Source organism: Methylobacterium sp. 391_Methyba4 (genome assembly GCF_029691625.1).
Classification (GTDB): domain Bacteria; phylum Pseudomonadota; class Alphaproteobacteria; order Rhizobiales; family Beijerinckiaceae; genus Methylobacterium; species Methylobacterium fujisawaense.
In genome coordinates, this window is sequence record NZ_CP121475.1 from 2,246,638 (window position 1) to 2,263,199 (window position 16,562).

Sequence of the window (16,562 nt, forward strand, 5' to 3'; positions counted from 1 at the left end):
CTCACGCGAGGCTCGGAAGATCGAGCCCGTGCATACGGGCACAGTCCACGGCGCTCTCGTAACCGGCATCGGCGTGGCGCATCACACCGGTGGCCGGGTCGTTCCACAGCACCCGACCGACCCGCACGGCGGCCTCCGGAGTCCCGTCGCAGACGACGACCATGCCGGAATGTTGCGAGAAGCCCATGCCGACGCCGCCGCCGTGGTGGAGCGAGACCCAGGTCGCGCCGCTCGCGCAGTTGAGCAGCGCGTTGAGCAACGGCCAGTCCGAGACGGCGTCGGAACCATCGCGCATCGCCTCCGTCTCGCGGTTGGGCGAGGCGACCGAACCGGAGTCGAGGTGATCGCGCCCGATCACCACTGGTGCCTTCAACTCGCCGCTCGCCACCATCGCGTTGAAGGCGAGTCCGAGGCGATGGCGGTCGCCGAGCCCGACCCAACAGATCCGCGCCGGGAGCCCCTGGAAGCTGATCCGCTCGCGGGCCATGTCCAGCCAGTGGTGGAGGTTGGAGTCGTCCGGCAGCAACTCCTTCACCTTCGCATCGGTGCGGTAGATGTCCTCCGGGTCGCCCGAGAGCGCCGCCCAGCGGAACGGGCCGATGCCGCGGCAGAACAGCGGGCGGATGTAGGCCGGTACGAAGCCCGGGAAATCGAAGGCGTCCGCGACACCCTCCTCAAGGGCGACCTGCCGGATGTTGTTGCCGTAATCGACCACCGGAATGCCCATGCGGTGGAAGTCGAGCATGGCGCGCACGTGGTGGGCCATTGAGGCTCGGGCGGCGCGTTCCACCGCCTTGGGATCGATTTCTCGGCGGCTCTCCCACTCGGCGTTGGTCCAGCCCTGCGGCAGGTAGCCGTTGACGGGATCGTGCGCGGAGGTCTGGTCGGTGACGGCGTCGGGCCGTACGCCTCGTCGGACGAGTTCGGGGAAGATATCGGCGGCGTTGCCGAGGAGGCCGACCGAGACGGGCTTCCCGTCTCGGCCCGCCCGCTCGATCATCGCCAACGCCTCGTCGAGATCGGCCGCCTGCCGGTCGAGGTAACGGGTGCGCAGGCGCATCTCGATACTCGACGGCCGGCACTCGACCGCGAGGCACGAGGCGCCCGCCATCGTCGCGGCCAGTGGCTGCGCGCCGCCCATGCCGCCGAGGCCGGCGGTCAGGATCCAGCGCCCCTTGAGACTGCCGCCGTAGTGCTGCCGCCCGAGTTCGGCGAAGGTCTCGTAGGTGCCCTGAACGATGCCCTGGCTGCCGATGTAGATCCAGGAGCCGGCGGTCATCTGCCCGTACATCGCAAGCCCCTTGCGATCGAGGGCGTTGAAATGCTCCCAGGTCGCCCAGTGCGGCACGAGATTGGAGTTGGCGATCAGAACCCGCGGCGCGTCGGCGTGGGTGCGGAATACGCCCACCGGCTTGCCCGACTGCACCAGCAGCGTCTCGTCGCCGTCCAACCGCCGGAGCGCGGAAACGATGCGGTCGAAGCTCTCCCAGTCGCGCGCCGCTCGGCCGATCCCGCCGTAGACGACCAACTCGCCCGGGCGCTCGGCCACGTCCGGATCGAGGTTGTTCATCAGCATCCGCAGGGGTGCCTCCGTCAGCCAGGACTTGGCGGACAGGTCGTGACCCTGCGGGCTGCGGATCACGCGGGCGTTGTCGATGCGGGTCATCGTGGGGTCCGGTCGAGGGGGCCTGGGCGGTCCGGCGTCAGGCCTGGTTGCGGGCGAAGGCGAGGCAGGCCTCCAGCACCCGGACGAGGGTGGCCCTGGCCGCGGCTGCGTCGGTGGGATCGTAGGGGCTGGGCCAAGTCGCCGGACCGACCGGTCCTGGCAGCTCGCGCATGTAACCTCGACAGGCGAGCTCCATCTGGACCGCGTGCACGCCGTCGCCGGGCCATCCATAGGACCGCGTGATGTATCCGCCCTTGAACCGGCCGTCCGTCACCCGGCTCAGGCTGCTAGCGTCGCACAAGGCGCCGATTTGCGCGGCGAGGTCGGGATCGCAGCTCCGGCCGTCGTCGGTGCCGATGTTGAACACCGGCAGCACGCCCGTGAAGAGGCGAGGGATGACCGACCGGATCGCGTGGCAATCGTAGAGCACCACCGCCGGGTGATCGCGGCGCAGGCGGGCGATCTCTCGGGAAAGGGCGGCGTGGTAGGGATCGAAGTAGGTCCGGCGACGCTCGGCTATGCCGGCGGCGGAGGGTGCGGCACCGGGCTGGTAGAGTGGCTCGCCGTCGAAGGTCTCGGTCGGACACAGCCCGGTCGTCGCTTGTCCCGGGTAGAGCGACCGCCCCGACGGATCGCGGTTCACGTCGATGACCGTCCGCGAGATCGCCGTGTGGATGACCGTGGCGCCCAGGTCGACCGCGAAGTCGTATAGGCGATCGATCCACCAATCCGCGTCCTTGCGCGCGAGCCAAAGTGAGACGAGCCCCTTGAGGCAATCCTCAGGGATTTCGGTCCCGGTATGCGGGAGGCTCACGATCAGCGGAGCCTCACCGGCCGCGACCGAGAGCCAGGCCGGGTCGCACGCGCTCATGGTCGCCCCCTGCCGATGCCAGGCGTCGGCAAGCCTGCGTGCACCCGGGCGTGGAGGGGGTTGAAACCCATACGGTAGACGAGCTCGGCGGGCCGCTCGATATCCCAGATCGCGAGGTCGCAGCGCTTGCCGGCCTCGAGGCTGCCGACTTCGGCCGACAATCCGAGCGCCCGGGCGGCCTCCCGCGTCACGGCGGCGATGCACTCGTCTACGGTGAGCCGGAACAACGTGGCGCCCATGTTTAGGGTCAGCAGCAGCGAGGTCAGCGGCGAGGTGCCTGGGTTGCTGTCGGTCGCCAGTGCGATGGGTACGCCGTGCGCGCGGAGGGCTGCGACCGGCGGAGCCTGATGCTCGCGGATGAAGTAGAACGCGCCTGGGAGGAGCACGGCCACGGTCCCAGCGTCGGCCATGGCGGCGACGCCGGCCTCGTCGGCGTACTCAATGTGATCGGCCGAGAGGGCTCGAAACTGCGCGGCGAGCGCGGCCCCGTGGCGGTTCGAGAGCTGATCGGCGTGCAGTCGCAACGGCAGGCCGAGACTGGCGGCCGCCTCGAACACCTTCGCAGTCTGCTCGGGTGAGAAGGCGATTCCCTCGCAGAAGGCGTCGACCGCGTCGGCGAGCCCTTCCGCCGCGACGGCAGGCAGAATGGTCCCGCAGACGGCCTCGATGTAGCCGTCGGCGTCGCCGCGCCATTCCGGCGGGACCGCGTGGGCACCGAGAAAGGTCGTGCGGATCGTGACCGCGCGCCGCTCTTCGAGGCGCCGTGCGGCCCGGAGCTGGCGCCGCTCGGCCGCCAGTTCCAAGCCGTAACCGGACTTGATCTCGATCGTGGTGACGCCCTCGTCGAGGAGCGCGTCGAGTCGCGGTAGAGCCGCCGCCACGAGCGCGTCCTCGCTCGCGGCACGTGTGGCGGTCACGGTCGAGACGATGCCGCCCCCACCTCGCGCGATCTCCTCGTAGGTCGCCCCAGCCAGGCGCTGCTCGAACTCGCGGGCACGATCACCGCCGTAGACGAGGTGGGTGTGGCAGTCGATCAGGCCCGGGGTGATCCAGCGCCCGTCGCAGGCGATGCGCTCGGCGGCCTCCAGCGGCGGCGCCTCGGCGGCGGGTCCCGCATAGACGATGCGGCCGCCCGCCTCGGCGATCAACCCGTGCTCGACGGTTCCGAGGCCCTCGCGACCCTGCGCGAGCGTGGCGACGCGACACCCGTGCCAGACGCGATCGACCTGTATCATGGGTCGGATTGTCCCATCGAACGTCGTGATCCGAGCCAACGCGACGGCTTGGCGCACGCTTGATTTGTCTATACATATTGAGCGCGCTGGACGCTGTAAAGTGGCTCGCGCCGGGCCGGTCCGTAGGAAGCTTCCGATGACGATCCTGTTCTTCGACGTGGCGCTGCTGCCGACGGGCTGGGCCAGCGATGTGCGGATCACTATCCGCGACGGTCACATCGCCGATCTGGCGGTCGGTACCGGGCGGGAGGACGACGACGAGCACCATCGCATTGGGCTGCCCGGCCTGGGCAACCTCCACAGTCACGCCTTCCAACGCGGTATGGCCGGTCTCGCGGAAGTGCGGGGCCCGAGCTCCGACAGCTTCTGGACTTGGCGGGAGGTGATGTACCGCTTCGTCGGACGGATGGATGCAGACGATCTCGAGGCGGTGGCCGCGCAGGCCTACGTCGAGATGCTGGAATCCGGCTTCACCCGCGTCGGCGAGTTCCATTACTTGCACCACGACGCGGCAGGGGCCCCCCACGCCGACATCGCCGAACTCGCCGGGCGGATCGTCGCCGCCGCACAGGCGGCGGGTATCGGCCTGACCCTGCTACCGGTGTTCTATGCCCATGCCGGCTTCGGCGGCCGCCCGCCCGAGGCCGGTCAGCGCCGGTTCGTGACCGATGTCGACGGGTTCGGCCGCCTGATCGAGGTCTGCCGGCGGATCGTGGCCGACTGCGACGGCGGGATCGTCGGCATCGCCCCCCATTCCCTGCGGGCGGTCACGCCGGCCGAACTGGCGACGATCCTCCCGCTAGCGCAGGGCGGCCCCGTACACATCCACGTCGCCGAGCAGATCGCGGAGGTCGAAGCCTGCCGCGCCTGGAGCGGCCGCCGTCCCGTGGAATGGCTCTTGGACAACGCGCCGGTCGATGCCGCGTGGTGCCTGATCCACGCGACGCACACGGTTCCCGCCGAACTCGCCGGCGTCGCGGCGCGCGGCGCCGTGATCGGGCTCTGTCCGGTAACCGAGGCCAATCTCGGTGACGGAACGTTCGACGGTCCGAACTTCGCGGCTTCGGGCGGCGTCTACGGCATCGGATCCGACTCGAACGTCCTGATCGACGCGGCGAGCGAGTTGCGGCAGTTCGAATACAGCCAACGCTTGGCCGGACGCGCTCGCAACGTCATGGCGGCGGGCGCCTCGACCGGCCGCGCGCTGTTCGATGCGGCCCTGTGCGGCGGTCGACAGGCCCTTGGCGTAGGGATAGGCGGCGTGCGGGTCGGCGCGGCAGCCGACCTGATCAGCCTCAATGCTCGGCATGTGGCGCTCGTCGGCCGTGCGGGCGACGCGATCCTCGACAGCTGGATTTTCGGTGCGAGACAGGGCTCGATCGACTGCGTATGGGTCGGGGGGCGCAAGCGCGTCGAGAACGGTCGGCATCTCGGCTCCGCCGCGATCGCCACCCGCTTCCGCCGCACCCTGGAAGGACTGCTTGCCGCATGACCGCGCCGCTGAAGCCGGGGACGGACGGAAGCCCGATCGCGCTCTACCAGCGCATCCGCAATGATATCGAGAGCCGGATCCTCTCGGGCGACTGGCCTCCAGGGCACCGCGTGCCGTTCGAGCACGAGCTCATGGCGCTCTATTCCTGCTCGCGCATGACCGTGAACAAGGTCATTTCCGCGCTTGCCAGCGCCGGCCTGGTAGAGCGGCGGCGCAGGGCAGGTACCTTCGTGTCGCGCCCTCGCATCCAGTCGGCAGTGCTGCAGATCCCCGACCTGAAGGCGGAGGTCGAGGGCCGGGGCGAGCGTTACGCATATCGGCTGCTCGACCAGACCCAGCGCGCCGCCGCAGGCCCGGACACGCGGCGCCTCGGCGTTCCCTCTCGGGCACCCGTCCTCGCCCTGCGCTGCCTGCACCTCGCCCAAGAACGTCCCTTCGCCGTCGAGGACCGACTGATCAGCCTGCGGGCGGTTCCGGACGCCCTACATCAGGATTTCTCGATCACCCCACCGAACGCTTGGCTCGTCGGCCATGTACCCTGGACCGAGGCGGAGCATCGCATCTGCGCGAGCAACGCCGACGAGCGATCGCGGACGGACCTCCAGATCCGGATCGAGGAAGCCTGTCTCGTCCTGGAACGTCGGACTTGGCGCAACGGCGAGCCGATCACCTCGGTGCGGATGATCCACCCTGGGCCTCTCTACGACGTGATCGCGCGGTTCACGCCAACCGGATAATCTGCGGAGCATGGCCGCCCAACACGAGAAATGCTTCACTCCAGCTGGCATTCGCTTTCGGCGATCGACGCGGAGTTTCAGAAAGGCAGGACGGACGCGTACAAGCTATTCGTCCTACGATAACCGAATTGATCGCAAGACATCCGTTGCCGAGCCGCAGTGCCTCAGACGCGCTCGGAATTCTCGCGTCATCAGCTCGCATTCATTGCCATCGTCTGCGGCTGAGGTGCAGCGCCTATTGCGGGCATCTTAGGGATGCGGAAGCGCCGCTTCGAGGATCAAGATGCCCTTGCGCCTGTTCGGGTCGAAGCCGTTCCTCGCCGAGGTCTCAACCGGCATGAGGCCGCTCGCTACATCGGGATCAGCGCCCCAGAGTTCGACGAGTTGGTGAGAGAAGGGCAGGTGCCCCAGCCTTTCCGGATCGGCCCACGGGTCATCTGGGACTTGCGGAAGCTGAACACAGCCTTCGATGTGCTGAGCGGGCTCAAGGAGGTCGGCATCTTCACCACGTGCTTGTGCGCCGCCTCGTGTCGGAGGCGCGAGCACGAGCAGTTCCTAAATCGGCGCGGGCCCTGGCCGCGTGAAGGGACAGCCGTAACTGGCAGAGCGTCCGCATGGCGAGACCGGCCGAGAAGAACGGCACCAATCCCGATTACGCGCTCCGTGCCATGTCCTTTCCATACCCGGGATGGCATATTGGCGGCCATCCGGACCTGAGCCTGTCGCCTCACGATTTAGCGAGGACGTATAGACGGATGGTACCTTTGCGGTCCGCAAAACGAGAATTGGCCCAGCGAAAACCTCTGCGTCGAAATGCAGGAAACCGAATCCTGGGACAACTACGGCGGGATCACGAGGCGTATAAACCCATGGAATGATATTCATAAAATTCGACAACTCGATTCTTCGTCCGGGGTCGTCGTTGTTAATGTAGATGCTCAGCTAAATAACCGGAGCCGATGCGCTCCTCTGCTATGCCGGCGGTAGTTTCTTTACGTTCGGAACGGCGCGCCGTTTCGCTTCCATCACGCGAGCAGACACTCGATAGCAAGGATTGCAGCCGGCGTGCCCAACAATTCGGCCCTCAACATCTCTCGGTCGGAGCTAGACAGCCTGATTGAAAATCTCTCTGTCAATATCGTCCAGCTGGCGGAATGTCTTGTAAGTCCAGGCTGGAAATTGATTCTTCAGGGCCCAATCTCGCCAGGGATCCATTACAACCTTTCTGGCTCTGGACAGCTGATCACCAAAGACCAGCGAAGAATCCAGCTCCAGCCGCATACTCTCGTTGTCTTGCCTGCTGGACACGCTTTACATCTAGAGGTACCCGGCGAGATCGGTTTCGATCATGAAATCGGGTCCGAAAATCGCACAAAGGAAGATCAACTGCATAGTTTTTCTCCGACAGAACTGCGTAGGTATGTCGCCGGTGACGCGGAACCACGCCTGATGCTGATATGCGGCTATTTCAGAGCCACCTACGGCGTCACCATCGACCCCTTCGCCTCGCTGTCCTCGCCTATCGTAGAACAATTCGATTCCACGGCTCAGTTGGATCGCCAGCTTCGATCGGCCCTGGATGAGTTGATAGCACAAGAAGTTGGCGCGGGCGCGATGACGACAGCGCTGATGAAGCAGGTTTTGGTGGCAGTCATACGCAGATCTTTGAGGTCGAGGGACGTTTGGGCGGAGCGCTTCTGTCTATTGAGCGACCCGCACGTTGCTCGCGCCTTTGCGGAGATGGTGGCGCGACCGGGGGGGGGCCATAGCGTTACCAACTTGGCGCACTTGGCAGGGCTGAGTCGTTCGGCTTTCATGGCCAGATTTAAGCTTTTATTCGGGATGCCACCCATGACGGCGCTCCGCGACTTACGTATGCGCCATGCGGCGATGCTGCTCGCCGGGAACAAAATCTCGGTGGACCAAGCTGCGCACGAGGTTGGCTATACCAGTCGAAGCAGCTTTCTGCGTGCTTTCCGGAAGGTTATCGGCTACGATCCGTCGAAACACGGGATCGTAGATCCACCTGATGGAGACGATCCGTTATCCGGTTGCTGAAGCGGATCTCGGCCCCAGTATCCATCGCCCGATGATGGCCATAAACGCAGGGCTTTGCGCCCGCGGCAATCACACTCCGACGATGGCAAGCCCGCGGATTTGGTTCTCCAGTGTGAGGATGCCGATGACCTCGACCATCTGCGCGCCGCCCCGCGTTCAAACTCGCCGGCAGACGCTTGCCTGAGAGCGGCGCGGATCTGATGAGCCAGCCCATCGTGTCGCGGCTGGAGAACACGCCGGGCCTACGCGACTTGATCCGGCCTGAGCGGGTGCTGGTCGATCTGTACTGCGCCAGCTACTTCATGCCGCCCGCTTGCGTCACCCTTGACATCGACGACACCTGCTACGTGGTTCACGGCCAGCATCAGCCGTCGCTGTTCGATGCCCACCATGATGACCGCTGCTTCCTGCCCATCCACGTCTACAAAACCGCGACCTCGCGCCCGGTGGCGATGATCCTCGGCCGGGCAAGACGCCGTCGGGCCGCGAGGCGCGCCTTCATCTGCGCCGTTTGATGCGAGCCATCCGACGGCACTGGGCGCAGTCCGCGATCACTATCTGCGGTGACGGGTACTACGGCCGGCCCGAGGTCATGGGCTGGTGCGAGGCCAACGGCGTGGCTTACGTCTTCGGCCTGACCGGCACCAAGACGTTGGCGGCCAAAGTCGAGGCGAAGGCCGATCACATCCGGGTGGTGCGACCGGCGGATAGGCTGCCGCCTGCACGGCTTGCTCGCTGTTGCTGAAGCGACTGCCCGCCTGTCGCATCGTGCTGGCCAACAGCCCCCCAGCGGATGCGGCGCGTTGCCCGGCCGGTCTGCGCTGTTGTGATCGAAGTAGGCGAGCAGGAACGCGGCAACCCGCGTCGGGCTGCCATCCATGTCAACGCCGCGGCCGGCGAGGCGAAGTAGCGGTGGTAGTGCTTGCGCGGGCGCGGCAGACCAGTAGGAACGGCGTGGATGGGAGTGTCAGGAATTTCGTGTGGGGGCGGCCATAGTGGATCCGACGGAGGCTCCCGATGGCACGACGCAAAGCACCCCGCATCCCTGACGCGATCCTGGACCAGCTCCTGGCCGGCGCTGATCCAAAGACGGCCTTCGAGGCCGATGGCCTGCTGGACGAGCTGAAGAAGGCCCTGGCCGAGCGGGCGCTCAACGCCGAGATGGACCACCATCTGGCGGGCGAGGACGCCGGCAACACGCGCAACGGCTACGGTCGCAAGACGGTCACGACCGAGACGGGCCGGATCGAGCTGGCGATCCCGCGTGATCGGCAGGCGACGTTCGATCCGCAGCTGATCGCCCGGTATCAGCGCCGCTTTCCCGGCTTCGACGACAAGATCGTGTCGATGTACGCGCGCGGCATGAGCACCCGGGAGATCGTCGCGCACCTGCGCGAGCTCTACGGCATCGAGGTCTCACCGGATCTGATCAGCGCGGTGACCGACGCGGTTCTGGTGGAGGTCGCTGCCTGGCAAGCCCGGCCCCTGGAGCCGGTCTACCCGATCGTGTTCTTCGACGCCCTGCGGATCAAGGTGCGCGACGAGGGCGTCGTCCGCAACAAGGCCGTCCACATCGCGCTCGGCGTGCGCGCCGACGGATCCAAGGAGATCCTCGGCCTGTGGCTGGAGCAGAACGAGGGCGCCAAGTTCTGGTTGCGGGTCATGAACGAGCTCAGGAACCGCGGCGTCGAAGACGTGCTGCTGGCCGTGGTCGATGGCCTGAAGGGCTTCCCCGACGCGATCCGGGCGGTGTTCCCCGAGGCGCTGGTCCAGACCTGCATCGTCCACCTGCTGCGCCACAGCCTCGACTTCGTCTCCTACAAGGACCGCAAGCTCGTGGCGGGGGCGCTGAAGGACATCTACCGCGCGCTCGATGCCGCGGCTGGCGAGGCGGCCTTGGCGGCCTTCGAGACGAGCGAATGGGGTCGGCGCTACCCGGCCATCGCCCAGAGCTGGCGACGGGCCTGGGGCGAGGTGATCCCGTTTTACGCCTTCCCCGGCGAGGTTCGCCGGATCCTGTACACGACGGATGAGATGGACAAGACCCGTCTCGTCTTCCGTGGTAGCTTTTTCAGGGCGCGGACGACCTCGTGGCGAAGCGTGGGGCCTCGGCTGCAAGCCCCACCGGGCCGCCTTCAATCGAGCCTTGCCGATTTGAGGCGTCCGCGCACCGCTTTCGATGGGCGCGGCGTCCAGTGCGCCACGACCCGCTCGTAAGCGGTCTCCGCGCGCCGGGCGATTTCCATCTCCTGATCGCGCAACGCCTTGACGTTGTAGGCGTAGGCCGGACCGCGCTGGTTGCCCTTCTTCTGCGGTTGGCCTGCCTGCAGTTCGAGCCCGCGGATCTTGTTGGCCACGAGGGCCGGGCGGGCCCAGAGGTAGTCGGCTTCCTTAATCAACAGGTGCCAGCAGAGCACGGCGAGTTTGCGCGCCGTGGCCACCGCGGCGATCTGGTGACCGCGCCGGGCACGCACCCGCACGAAGAACGCGTGCAGCGGTCCCGGCGCCTTGGCGGCGGCCCAGGCGGCCTCGACCAGCATCGCCCGGGCGTGGCTGCGGCCCGCCTTGCTGATGCGCCCGTGCTGGGCGAGCCCGAGACCGGACTGACGCACACGCGGATTGAGCCCGAAGTAGCTGACCAGCTTCTGCGGGCTGGAGAAGCGGCGCACATCGCCGATCGCGGCGGCGAGGCCGGCGGCCACTGTCACGTTGATGCCGGTGACGGTGAGCAGGCGGCGCACCACCGGGCTGTCGAGCGTCGCCTCGCCGATCGCCCGGTCGAGGACGGCGAGATCCTCGCCCAGGGTATCGAGTTCGCGCAGGTGACGCCTTATCGCCGCGTGCTCGTCATCGGGCAAAACCTGCCGTTCCAGCCAAGCTCGGCCGACCCGGCTGAACAGGTCGGCATGCGGGCACGGCGGCACGAGGTGGGCGTGCAGGATCGCGTGGGTCTCGTTCTTGAGCCGCGTGCGATGGCGGACCACCTGGTTGCGCCGCGCCACGAGCCGGCGCAACCGCTCGGTCGCCGCATCCGGCGTCCAGACCTCCGGCAGGAACCCGGCCGCGTAGAGGTTGGCGAGCACGCCGGCGTCGATCTTGTCGGTCTTCACGTGTGAATGGGCGATCGCCTTGACCTGCAGCGGGTTGGCGATCACGACGCGCGCCACGTGCGGCCTCAGCAGGTGCGAGACGACCATCGCGTTGCCGGTCGCTTCAATCACCACCTCGTCGTCGGCGCGCAGCGTGCGCGCAAAGCCCTCCAGACCGCTGCGGGTCATGTCGACCCGGCCGGCATGCCGAAGCCGGCCGTCCTCCCACACCACGACCTCGGCGAAGGTGCGATGCAAGTCCATTCCGATCACGCGTCGCATGGCTGCTCCTCTCGTTGCCTCAGGAGGGGAGCGGCGGGCGACACGACACCTACGGATCCGCGCTCACGGCGCAACCGGGCGAGTCGCAGAGGCGGCCAGCTACAAACACGAGCTCGCAGCTCATCGAATACATCGGCCTGCCCGCACCTTCGTGCTCCCGGTGCCTCTGTCCCGGATGGTCGCACCATACGCCAGGACCTCCGTCCCGACCGAACCGCGGCACCGTCATCTTCATACCGGTTACGAACGCCATCGAGGCCCTGAACGCCACGCTGCGCCGGGCCGTGCGCGCCCGCGGGCACTTCCCGACCGACGAGGCCGCGCTGAAGCTGCTCTACCTGGTCTTGAACCGCTCCGAGAAGGCGTGGAAGATGGGACCCCGTGAGTGGGTCATGGCCAAGGCGCAGTTCGCCGTCATCTTCGGCGAGCGCTTCACAAGGGCCATGGCGGCCTGATGTTCAACCCGCCGCCCCCACACGGAATTCCTGACAGTCCCGCGTGGATCGGATCCTGCGCGGGCAGGCGCAGGCTGTCGGCTTGGCAAGCGAGGGCGGGTGCCCCCGCAAATGGCGCGATCATTAGGACGACCGATCCGAACACATCGGGCCGAGCCAGGGCACAGAAGCCCGCGACGCACGAACCGAAGTCGTACCCGATCGGTTCGCCCCGCGGTTCGCTGTACTCACTCTTCAAGACCTGATCGGCCTCCTCGATCTGGTCGATGACGCGCCGGCATGCCGCGATCTAAGCCGCACCCGCGTCGATCGGCGCGAGCCTGCGTGTCGGGCGCACGAGCAGGCGAGCGCCAAGATGAGCCTTCAGATCGGCGACCTTGCGGCCGACAATCTGCAGCGGGATACCGAGCTTGCACCCTGCGGCCGAGAAACTGCCCTCCTCCGCCGCGATCAAGATCATCATCCCTTCCAGCCAATCCATTTCGACCTCCCATCTGCCGGGAGGTCGCTTCCCGTATATCCGTAGTTTCTCCTTCCAAATCACGGAATACATCGACGCTATCCAAGTGCTGAGCGGGACGTGCCGCCACTACTGGGCTCACAGCAATCATGCATGCGGGGCGAGCGAGATCGTGTCGGATGATATTCTGTCGAACTTGCTAAGCACGCTGTCTGTGCGGGTCCACGCCATCGCGCTGTGCCAGATCCAGCGGGGATGGCGCTTGGCCAAGACCGGTGCGGCAGACGCCATTTACATCCACTACGTGCTGATCGGCAAAGGCACAGTCGCCGTCGGGGACCAAGCGCCTGTCCCGTTCGGACCGAATACCATGATCATCCCGCCACGCCACACTGCGCACACGCTCGGGTTCCCCGACGCGACCCGCACCGCCGCCGCAGCCGACGCGATGGGCGCCCTCCCGAACGGGCTCATCACGCTCACCGCGGGCGACGGAAGCCGCGACATCCTGATAGCCTGCGGCTCGATCACGGCGGACTATGCCGACTCGATCGGCCTGTTTGACCGGTTGCGTGAGGCGCTGGTGGAGGATCTCTCGGGTAGCGACCGGTTGCGGCACGCTTTCGCGTTCATGGCGGAGGAACTTGCCCAACCGGGGCTGGGTACGCAGGAGGTCACTGCAGCCCTGATGCGGCAGTCCCTCATCATCATGCTGCGGGTTCACCTGAGGGAGCAGGGGACGCGTTCGCCACTGTTCGATGCGTTGCGCGACCCGCGCCTCGTGCGGGCCGTCGTGGCCATCCTCGACGCGCCGAACGCTGCCCACACCGTGGATAGCCTCGCAGCGCTGTGCGGGATGAGCCGAAGCGTCTTCGCGCAAACCTTCTCGTCAACCTTCGGCGAGGGGGCGATCGCATTCCTGCAGCGGGTGCGCCTACGGCTCGGCACACAGCTCCTGACGGCCTCGCCCATGCCCGTGAAGGTCATTGCAGAGAGCGTCGGCTATGCCAGCCGCAGCCACTTCTCGCGTGCCTTCAAGGCCGCTTACGGCGTTGACCCGAGCGCCTACCGCGCTCGCCGCGCGAAGCGCGCCGCGACGTCGGAACTGCCGCTGGACGCGACGGAGAGCCCGGGCGAACGGGACGGAGAACGTTGACAGGGAGACAATCCGCTACGCGCTCGCGCGCTGGCTGCGCTCAAGCCTGTTCCTCGACGGCGGCGTCGAGATCGACAACAACGCGGTCGAGCGCGCGATCCGCCCGCTCGTCCTAACGCGAAAGACCGCCCTATTCGATGCGTCCGACGGCGGGCCGTGCACTGGGTAATTGTCGCCTCGCTCGTCGAGATGTGCCATTTGAACGGTATCGAGCCGCAGGCCTACCTGACGGATGTGATGGCCCGCATCGTAGGCGGCCACCTGCAAAGCGGCCTCAATGACCTATTGCCCTGGGCCTACGCCCAGCAGTTCCACAGGGCCGCGGTGCTGACCCTGACCTGCTCCGAACCCCCGGGCGAAGCCATGCACCAGACCGGCCGCGCCGTGGCCCGGGCGGTCGGGATCTCTCCGCGTGCCGTGCAGCGGATCTGGGCGGCCCACCGCCTGAAGCCGCACCGGCTGCGCACGTTCACTGATGGACCAAAGTCTACCAATCGAGACAGCGGGCTATCGAAGCTGCACCGATGCTAATCCTGCTCAGGTATCTGTCTCCCGCGTCCAGTGATCGAATGCAAGATTTTGTCGCTCAAGCACGAAGGCCATGGCCTCGGTCCCCGACCGAGGCCCGATGTATCCAAACTTCCGTGGCCTCTCTCCAGCCCACCATCCCTGCCCCGGCAAGCCATCGGATGCCCGCACGATGAGAACGGCCAGTTCCGGTTCGCCCGCGACCCGGGCGGCAGCGTCGATGGCATCAAGCGTCTTGCAAAGCGCTCGCATCTTCGGTCGGCTGAAGCGGTGCCCAAGAGCGTCGAGAAGGGCGGAATAACTCATCGCTCGGCGTCGGCGCGCCGAAGCGATCAGAATAGCGCGGACGTAAGCTACCTCGGAGACCGGCACGGCCGTGGGATCCAGCGCCGAAGATTTCCCTGGTCTCTCGTGGAACGAGTATGGCTCGGCTGAAACACGCGACGGCGGCATTTAGTGGGCCCGTCGCGAAACATCGCCAGGGCTTCCGGGACAATCAAGATCGGTGACTCGTGGCATCTTACCAAGCGCCTGCGTTGACTCTGTCGGCGGACTATTTACTGCACAATTACGAAACTGAGGACTATTATTCCAGTGTCGCAGGGCTTCGAGTTTCTCAAGCGGGGCGCATGATTTTTCCGCGTTCTGCACAGAGCGGTTCCGGGGTGTTACTCGGCACCGATGCCATCAGCGAGCGCCGGGTGGCCGCTGAGGCCTAATCGGCGCCAGTCGGGCTGGCCGCGTGCCCGGTCCGCGCGCGGTCGGGCAGCGTCGGGGCATGGGGCAACCGCTCGCACTACCGCCAAGCTGCTCACCTCATTATGAAACGGGGTCTCAGTGCCATCACGCCACGACCCAATCCATACCGCGAGGAATTCCGGGGCACCATCTAGACCACCAGCTCGTCGAACGATGATATTGGTGCTCGATCGGCCGTAATTGGTGCTCCAATGTATCGTTAGAGCACAAATCAGATTCTACGCAAGATTTATCCATGTATGATTACGCGATCGAATGATTCGAGCGTCGTGAGAGGACCCAATTGACGGAGTCAGAAGCCTACGATGTCGTCATCCTCGGCAGCGGCCAGGGCGGTAAGCGGCTTGCCTGGCACTTCGGAAAAGCCGGCAAGAAGACCGCCGTCGTCGAGCGCCGTTGGATCGGCGGCTCCTGTCCGGCCGTCGCGTGCATGCCCTCCAAGAACGAGATCTGGAGCGCGCGAGTCGCGCACGTCGTCCGGAACGCCGCCTCGTTCGGGACCATCGTCGACGACACCCGGACGGACATGCGCCGGGTCCAAGATCGCAAACAGGCCATGGTCGAACGCGAGATCGTGGCTCACCAAGACGCTTACGCGGAGAGCGGGGCGGAACTCATCATGGGGACCGGCTGCTTCGTCGGACCGAAGACAATCGAGGTCGCGTTGAACGACGGTGGCTCGCGTACCCTACGCGGCGCGGAGGTCGTTATTGATGTCGGCTCACACGCAGCAATCCCGAACATCCCCGGCCTGAAGGCGGCGCACCCGCTCACGCATATCGAGGCCCTCGAACTTGATGCCGCACCAGCCCACCTAATCATCATCGGCGGCGGGTATGTCGGTATTGAGATGGCCCAGGCCTTCCGCCGCTTCGGCAGTCGGGTGACGCTCGTGGAGCCCGGCCCACAGCTCGTGGGGCGCGAGGACACCGACGTCGCCCAGGAGATCCTCGGCATCCTCACAGACGAGGGGATCGATGTGCTCGTCGAGACCAAGCCCGTCAGCGTGGCGGGCCGCTCAGGTGACGCGGTGACGGTCAGAGTGCGGACCGGCGCCAGTGAGACGACCATTGAGGGCAGCGATCTCCTCGTGGCGACCGGCCGGGTCGCGAACACCGCCGGCATCGGGCTTGAGACGACCGGCGTCGAATTGGACGCGCGCGGTTTCATCCACGTGAATGAGAGACTAGAGACGACCGCGCCCGGCATCTGGGCGATCGGCGAATGCGCCGGGAGTCCCCAGTTCACGCACATCTCGGTCGACGATTTCAGGATCGTGCGCGACAACATGAGCGGCGGCAACCGAAGCACCGCCGATCGCCTCGTCCCCTATGTCATGTTCACCGAACCCCCGCTTGCCCGGGTCGGCCTCTCCGAGGGGGAGGCGCAACGCCGGGGCATCCCGGTGCGTGTCGCGACGCTGCCGATGGCCCGCGTCCTGCGCACGGAGGCAACGGACGAGAAGCGGGGCTGGATGAAAGCGATCGTAAGTGCGAGCGACGATCGCGTGCTCGGCTTCACTATGTTTGGCGCCGAAGCCGGCGAGGTTCTGGCCGTGATCCAGACCGCAATGATGGCCGGACTTCCATACACCGAACTGCGTGAAGCGGCGATCGTCCATCTCACGTTCGCCGAAGGACTGGGTTCCCTGTTCGCCAGTATCCCGGAGCGGGCGGTTCCTGTCCAAGCGACGGCGCGCCCTTGAAGAACCGTCCGGCACCGGATCGCGCCGCTTGCCGACCTCACGAGCAATTCCCTGCATGCCCATCGCGAG

At 66.4% G+C, this 16,562-nt stretch carries 10 protein-coding genes and 5 pseudogenes; 10 read left to right on the top strand and 5 right to left on the bottom strand.

What is annotated here, in order from left to right:
- Window position 1: 1 nt before the first annotated feature.
- Genes hutU through hutI form a run of 3 tightly spaced genes read right to left on the bottom strand, consistent with a single transcriptional unit; the run spans window position 2 to window position 3,772 of the window.
- A complete protein-coding gene (hutU, locus tag P9K36_RS10450; protein ID WP_278307037.1) occupies window positions 2–1,666 on the bottom strand; it encodes a urocanate hydratase in 1,665 nt (554 codons plus the stop codon).
- Between the two features lie 37 nt (window positions 1,667–1,703).
- Window positions 1,704–2,537 (bottom strand): N-formylglutamate deformylase, encoded by an 834-nt coding sequence (gene hutG / locus P9K36_RS10455; protein ID WP_278307038.1) that lies wholly within the window; start codon window positions 2,535–2,537, stop codon window positions 1,704–1,706.
- The gene (gene hutI, locus P9K36_RS10460) at window positions 2,534–3,772 is read right to left on the bottom strand and encodes an imidazolonepropionase (RefSeq protein ID WP_278307039.1); all 1,239 of its coding nucleotides are present in this window, start codon (window positions 3,770–3,772) and stop codon (window positions 2,534–2,536) included. Before hutI ends, hutG begins: the two co-directional genes overlap by 4 nt.
- A gap of 136 nt (window positions 3,773–3,908) precedes the next feature.
- Here hutI and P9K36_RS10465 point away from each other — a divergent pair, with 136 nt between their 5' ends.
- The 5 genes and pseudogenes from P9K36_RS10465 to P9K36_RS10485 form a co-directional block, all read left to right on the top strand.
- The gene (locus P9K36_RS10465; RefSeq protein WP_278307278.1) at window positions 3,909–5,264 is read left to right on the top strand and encodes a formimidoylglutamate deiminase; all 1,356 of its coding nucleotides are present in this window, start codon (window positions 3,909–3,911) and stop codon (window positions 5,262–5,264) included.
- Window positions 5,261–6,001: a histidine utilization repressor gene (gene hutC, locus P9K36_RS10470; protein ID WP_278307040.1), complete on the top strand. Its 741-nt coding sequence runs from the start codon at window positions 5,261–5,263 to the stop codon at window positions 5,999–6,001. Before P9K36_RS10465 ends, hutC begins: the two co-directional genes overlap by 4 nt.
- 1,065 nt (window positions 6,002–7,066) lie before the next feature.
- Window positions 7,067–8,059, top strand: a complete 993-nt coding sequence (locus tag P9K36_RS10475) for an AraC family transcriptional regulator (protein WP_278307041.1) — start codon at window positions 7,067–7,069, stop codon at window positions 8,057–8,059.
- A 114-nt stretch (window positions 8,060–8,173) separates the two neighbouring features.
- Window positions 8,174–8,759: pseudogene (locus P9K36_RS10480) on the top strand (transposase); the annotation flags it as partial.
- 317 nt (window positions 8,760–9,076) lie between these two features.
- Window positions 9,077–10,099, top strand: a pseudogene (locus P9K36_RS10485) (IS256 family transposase); the annotation flags it as partial.
- Between the two features lie 95 nt (window positions 10,100–10,194).
- Here P9K36_RS10485 and P9K36_RS10490 read toward each other — a convergent pair.
- A complete protein-coding gene (locus P9K36_RS10490; protein WP_278307279.1) occupies window positions 10,195–11,412 on the bottom strand; it encodes an IS110 family transposase in 1,218 nt (405 codons plus the stop codon).
- Between the two features lie 260 nt (window positions 11,413–11,672).
- On the opposite strand from P9K36_RS10490, the pseudogene P9K36_RS10495 reads away from it, so the two are divergent.
- A pseudogene (locus P9K36_RS10495) lies at window positions 11,673–11,885 on the top strand (transposase); the annotation flags it as partial.
- A gap of 289 nt (window positions 11,886–12,174) precedes the next feature.
- Here P9K36_RS10495 and P9K36_RS10500 read toward each other — a convergent pair.
- Complete coding sequence (locus tag P9K36_RS10500; protein WP_278307042.1) at window positions 12,175–12,366, bottom strand: LysR family transcriptional regulator; 192 nt, start codon at window positions 12,364–12,366, stop codon at window positions 12,175–12,177.
- 151 nt (window positions 12,367–12,517) lie between these two features.
- Between P9K36_RS10500 and P9K36_RS10505 the strand changes: the two genes are divergently transcribed.
- The 4 genes and pseudogenes from P9K36_RS10505 to P9K36_RS10520 all read left to right on the top strand — a co-directional run bounded on the left by P9K36_RS10505 (window position 12,518) and on the right by P9K36_RS10520 (window position 16,493).
- Window positions 12,518–13,501, top strand: a complete 984-nt coding sequence (locus tag P9K36_RS10505) for an AraC family transcriptional regulator (RefSeq protein ID WP_278307043.1) — start codon at window positions 12,518–12,520, stop codon at window positions 13,499–13,501.
- Window positions 13,502–13,505: 4 nt separating this feature from the next.
- Window positions 13,506–13,801 (top strand): annotated as a pseudogene (locus P9K36_RS10510) (transposase domain-containing protein); the annotation flags it as partial.
- Window positions 13,802–13,819: 18 nt separating this feature from the next.
- Window positions 13,820–13,972, top strand: a pseudogene (locus P9K36_RS10515) (IS630 family transposase); the annotation flags it as partial.
- 1,099 nt (window positions 13,973–15,071) lie between these two features.
- A complete protein-coding gene (locus P9K36_RS10520) occupies window positions 15,072–16,493 on the top strand; it encodes an FAD-dependent oxidoreductase (protein ID WP_278307044.1) in 1,422 nt (473 codons plus the stop codon).
- Window positions 16,494–16,562: the final 69 nt, after the last annotated feature.

Excerpts from the sequence above, each read along its gene's own strand:
- hutI (WP_278307039.1), bottom strand. The coding sequence starts at position 3,772 with ATGATACAGGTCGATCGCGTCTGGCACGGGTGTCGCGTCGCCACGCTC.
- P9K36_RS10490 (WP_278307279.1), bottom strand. The coding sequence starts at position 11,412 with ATGGACTTGCATCGCACCTTCGCCGAGGTCGTGGTGTGGGAGGACGGC.
- hutU (WP_278307037.1), bottom strand. The coding sequence starts at position 1,666 with ATGACCCGCATCGACAACGCCCGCGTGATCCGCAGCCCGCAGGGTCAC.
- P9K36_RS10500 (WP_278307042.1), bottom strand. The coding sequence starts at position 12,366 with ATGGATTGGCTGGAAGGGATGATGATCTTGATCGCGGCGGAGGAGGGC.
- P9K36_RS10465 (WP_278307278.1), top strand. The coding sequence starts at position 3,909 with ATGACGATCCTGTTCTTCGACGTGGCGCTGCTGCCGACGGGCTGGGCC.
- hutG (WP_278307038.1), bottom strand. The coding sequence starts at position 2,537 with ATGAGCGCGTGCGACCCGGCCTGGCTCTCGGTCGCGGCCGGTGAGGCT.
- hutC (WP_278307040.1), top strand. The coding sequence starts at position 5,261 with ATGACCGCGCCGCTGAAGCCGGGGACGGACGGAAGCCCGATCGCGCTC.